Below are 4127 nucleotides of genomic sequence, written 5' to 3'. Positions count from 1 at the left end.
GGCGGGCGCGGGAGCCGGCTCCGGAGCCGGCTCCCGCGCCCGCCCCCGAGCCGACCGAGGCCCCGCAGCCGACGGCGGAGCCCCTGCCGCAGCCCGAGCCCACCGCGGTGCTCCCTCCGCGGACCTGCGCCGACGACCCCCGCCTCTGCACTCCTGCGCCCGAGCCGACCATCGGCGGGCCCCTCACCTGAGCCCCGGCTCGCGGCGCGCCCCGCCTGCGGGGATAGTGGAGGCATGAGCAGACTCCTCCTCGGCCTCCTGACCAACGCCGTCGCGATCTGGCTCACGACCCTGGTCGTGGCGGGCGTGCGCGTGGACCCGTACGAGGAGGGCCCCGCCGCGGCGGTCCTCACGTACCTGCTGGTGGCGGTGATCTTCGGCGTCGTCAACGCCGTCGTGGGCGGAGTGGTGCGGGTGGTCGCGTTCCCCCTGTACGTGCTGACGCTCGGCCTGGTCTCGTTCCTCGTCAACGGCCTCCTGCTGCTGCTGACCGCCTGGATCAGCGGCCTCTTCGGCTTCGGCCTCGTCGTGGACGGCTTCTGGTGGGGCGTGCTCGGCGCCCTCGTGCTCGCCCTGGTGAACTGGTTCATCGGCCTCCTCCTGCGCCCCTTCCTCCGCCGCCGTCAGGACTGACACCTCGGGCTCGGCAGCCGGCATCGGCCGCGCCGCCGCCGCCCGGGAGGCCGCGCGCGCCATCGGTGGACGACGGCCGCGATCGGCCTGCTGTGGAGGAGCCGCGGTGCGCCATGATGGGCGGGTGACCCCCGACTCCCCTGCGCCCTCGGCCTTCGCCGTGTGCTTCGTCTGCACCGGCAACATCTGCCGGTCGCCGATGGCCGAGGTGGTGCTGCGCTCCCTGGCGGAGCAGGCGGGGCTCGGCTCCGCGATCGAGATCAGCTCGGCCGGCACCGGCGAGTGGCACCTCGGCGAGCACGCCGACAGCCGCGCCCTCGCGGCGCTGGAGCGTCACGGCTTCGACGGGGGCCGCCACCGCGCCCAGCTCTTCGACCCGTCCCGCTTCGCCGAGTTCGACCTGGTCGTCGCGCTCGACCACGGGCACGAGCGCGCGCTGCGCTCCTGGGCGCGCACCGAGGTCGACCGGCAGAAGATCCGCCGCCTGCTCGACTTCGAGCCCGGCCTCTCCCCGCAGGGCGACGTCCCCGACCCCTACTATTCCGATGCGGCGGCGTTCGACTCGGTGCTCGCGCTGATCGAGCGCGCCTGCCGGGCCCTCTTCGCCCAGATCGAACCAGGACTGCGCGGCAACCGCTCGGTCCGCCCCGACTCCACCGACGCGCGCGCCGCCCTCGCGCAGGACACCTGAGAACCGGAAGGCACCACCGCATGACCTCGCTCCCCACCCAGCCGCTGAGCCCCCTCGACGGTCGCTACAGCGGTGCCGTCTCGTCGCTCGGCGAGTACCTCTCGGAGGCGGGGCTGAACCGCGCGCGGGTGCACGTCGAGGTCGAGTGGCTGCTGGCGCTGACCGACCGCCGCCTCTTCGGCTCCGAGCCCGTCGACGCGGCGACCGCCGAGGAGCTCCGCCGCCGCGCCCGCGACTTCGGCCAGCCCGAGATCGACGAGCTGGCCGCCCTCGAGGCCCGCACCCGCCACGACGTGAAGGCCGTGGAGTACCTCGTCCGCCAGTGGCTCGAGGAGCTCGGACTGCAGCGCATCGCCGAGCTCACCCACTTCGCCGCCACCAGCGAGGACATCAACAACCTCTCCTACGCGATCGTGGTCCGTCAGGCCGTCGGCGAGATCTGGCTGCCGAAGCTGCGCTCGGTCGTCGCGTCGCTCCGGGAGCTGGCCGTCCGCTACCGCGACGAGTCGATGCTCAGCCGCACCCACGGCCAGCCCGCGACCCCGACCACGATGGGCAAGGAGTTCGCCGTCTACGCGTACCGGCTCGAGCGGGTCGTCGCGCAGATCGAGGCGACGGAGTACCTGGGCAAGTTCAGCGGAGCGACGGGCACGTTCGCCGCGCACCTCGCCGCCGACCCCGGCACCGACTGGCCCGCCCTCGCGGAGGAGTTCGTCACCTCCCTCGGCCTCGTCTTCAATCCGCTGACCACCCAGATCGAGTCGCACGACTGGCAGGCCGAGCTCTACGGCAGGGCCGCGCACGCGAACCGCATCCTGCACAACATCTGCACCGACGTCTGGACCTACATCTCGCTCGGCTACTTCCGGCAGATCCCCCAGGCCGGGGCGACCGGCTCGTCCACGATGCCGCACAAGATCAACCCGATCCGCTTCGAGAACGCCGAGGCGAACCTCGAGCTCTCCAGCGCCCTGCTCGACTCGCTCGCGCAGACCCTGGTCACCTCGCGCCTCCAGCGCGACCTCACCGACTCGACCACGCAGCGCAACATCGGCGTCGCGTTCGGCCACTCCCTCCTCGCCCTCGACAACATCGCGCGCGGCCTGCTCGAGATCGACCTCGACCCGACCGCCCTCGCCGCCGACCTCGACGGCAACTGGGAGGTGCTGGCCGAGGCGATCCAGACGGTGATCCGCGCGGAGGTGGCGGCCGGCCGCTCCTCGATCACCGACCCGTACGCGCTGCTGAAGGACCTGACCCGCGGCAAGCGCCTCGGTGCCGACGACCTCGCCGTCTTCGTGCAGGGTCTCGACATCGGCGACGCGGCGAAGGAGCGCCTGCTGGCGCTGACGCCGGGCGGCTACACGGGCCTCGCCTCGTCGCTGGTCGACCGCCTGAGCTGATCCGCCGGGCAGCGAGCGCGCGGGTGCCGCCGTCCTCGGGAGCGAGCACTCCGACTCCTGCGTGCTCGCGGCGGCGCGGTCGACGGCGGCGCGATGTCGGGGGTCGCACCTAGCGTCGGCGGCATGTCAGCGTGCGCGATCGGAGGGTGCGCCTCCTCGGCCGAGACGGGCGCCCCCCTCGCGCTCTGCGCGGCGCACCTCGAGCTCGCGCACGACTGGGTCGCCCGCGAGGACGGCGTGATCGACGCCCTGCCCTCGCCGTGCGCGGCGTGCGGGTCCCGCCTGGGCGTCCGGCTCCCCTCCGCCTGGCTCTGCGCCGCCTGCGAGTGGCGGCTCGGCGATGCTCCCGACGGCGAGCTCCCGCCGCCCCGGGTCGACGTCGTCTACTACATCCGCTTCGGCGAGCGGATCAAGATCGGCACCAGCGGAAATCCCCGGCAGCGCCTCCACCGGCTCCGGCACGAGGAGCTCCTCGCCTTCGAGCGCGGCGGGCGGGCGCTCGAGCAGCACCGGCACGCCCAGTTCGCCGACGAGCGCCTGGAGCGCACCGAGTGGTTCGCGCGCAGCCCCGCGCTCGACGCACACATCGAGACCGTGCGCGCCGGGGAGCCCGACCCCTGGGCCCTGCACCGCCGCTGGCGCAGCGAGGCGCTGGCCCTGCGGCTCTGACGCGTCGGCTGCGAGCGGTCGGCTGCGACTCGACCGCTCCGACTCGCCGGCTCCTACTCGACGGTTCCCGCTCGCCGGCACTGCGTCGGCGGGTCCCGTTCCGCCGAGCCGGACACCGGCACGGAGCGACGGGGAGGGAGCGACGGGGAGGGCGCCACGGGGACGGATCCCGGAGGACAGTCCCGCAGCCGCCGCGCGACTCGGTCAGCGCCCCCAGGCGTCGACGAGCAGCGGACCGCGGACATCGCGGAGCCGGTCGACCAGGCGGTCCGCCAGCGCGGCCGTGACCCCCGTGGCGACCAGGTCGTGGGGGCCGAGCGGCAGCAGCTTCCCCGTGCGGATGCGCACCACCTCCCACCCGGCGGAGCGGAGCGCGCGGTCCTTCCGCCGGTCGGCCTCCTCGCGGTGCCCGACGTGCTCGAGTCCGTGACGGCCGGTGGAGTCGTACTCGATCGCGACGCGCAGCTCGCCGAGCACCAGGTCGGGCCACGCCTCGCAGTGCTCGAAGAACGGCCGCGCGAGACGCACCGCCGTGTGCGCCGGATCGAAGACGAGCCGCTCGACGAGGAGAGCCCGGAGCCGGGCCTCGACGGCGGAGGCGGGAGGAGGCGCGCACCGGCTCGTGAAGGGCTCGCCGATGGGGAGGTCCGGCGTCTTCGGGCACACGCGGGCGGGCCGGGTTCGGGAGCGCGCCCGCGTGTGCCCGAAGACGCCGGACCTCCCCATCGGCG

The 4127-nt window shown here is 74.3% G+C and carries 5 protein-coding genes and 1 pseudogene; 5 read left to right on the top strand and 1 reads right to left on the bottom strand.

Annotated elements, in window-relative coordinates; all coding sequences use genetic code 11:
• From C5C10_RS18100 to C5C10_RS17255, 5 genes are all read left to right on the top strand, one after another.
• A partial coding sequence (locus tag C5C10_RS18100) for a hypothetical protein (protein WP_219813288.1) occupies positions 1-191 on the top strand: 191 nt, incomplete at its 5' end.
• 43 nt (positions 192-234) lie between these two features.
• Entirely contained in the window at positions 235-633 is a 399-nt protein-coding gene (locus C5C10_RS17270; RefSeq protein WP_104225199.1) for a phage holin family protein, read from the top strand.
• A gap of 124 nt (positions 634-757) precedes the next feature.
• A complete protein-coding gene (locus C5C10_RS17265) occupies positions 758-1324 on the top strand; it encodes a low molecular weight protein-tyrosine-phosphatase (RefSeq protein ID WP_181027248.1) in 567 nt (188 codons plus the stop codon).
• A 20-nt stretch (positions 1325-1344) separates the two neighbouring features.
• Positions 1345-2727, top strand: a complete 1383-nt coding sequence (gene purB, locus C5C10_RS17260) for an adenylosuccinate lyase (RefSeq protein WP_104237969.1) — start codon at positions 1345-1347, stop codon at positions 2725-2727.
• Between the two features lie 123 nt (positions 2728-2850).
• Positions 2851-3396, top strand: a complete 546-nt coding sequence (locus C5C10_RS17255; protein WP_104233549.1) for a GIY-YIG nuclease family protein — start codon at positions 2851-2853, stop codon at positions 3394-3396.
• Positions 3397-3600: 204 nt separating this feature from the next.
• On the opposite strand, the pseudogene C5C10_RS17250 reads toward C5C10_RS17255, so the two are convergent.
• Positions 3601-4127, bottom strand: a pseudogene (locus C5C10_RS17250) (endonuclease domain-containing protein); the annotation flags it as partial.

This window comes from Rathayibacter sp. AY1A3 (assembly GCF_002930975.1).
Classification (GTDB): domain Bacteria; phylum Actinomycetota; class Actinomycetes; order Actinomycetales; family Microbacteriaceae; genus Rathayibacter.
The sequence above is the reverse complement of the archived record's forward strand: the minus strand, read 5'-3'. Positions and strand labels throughout refer to the sequence as shown.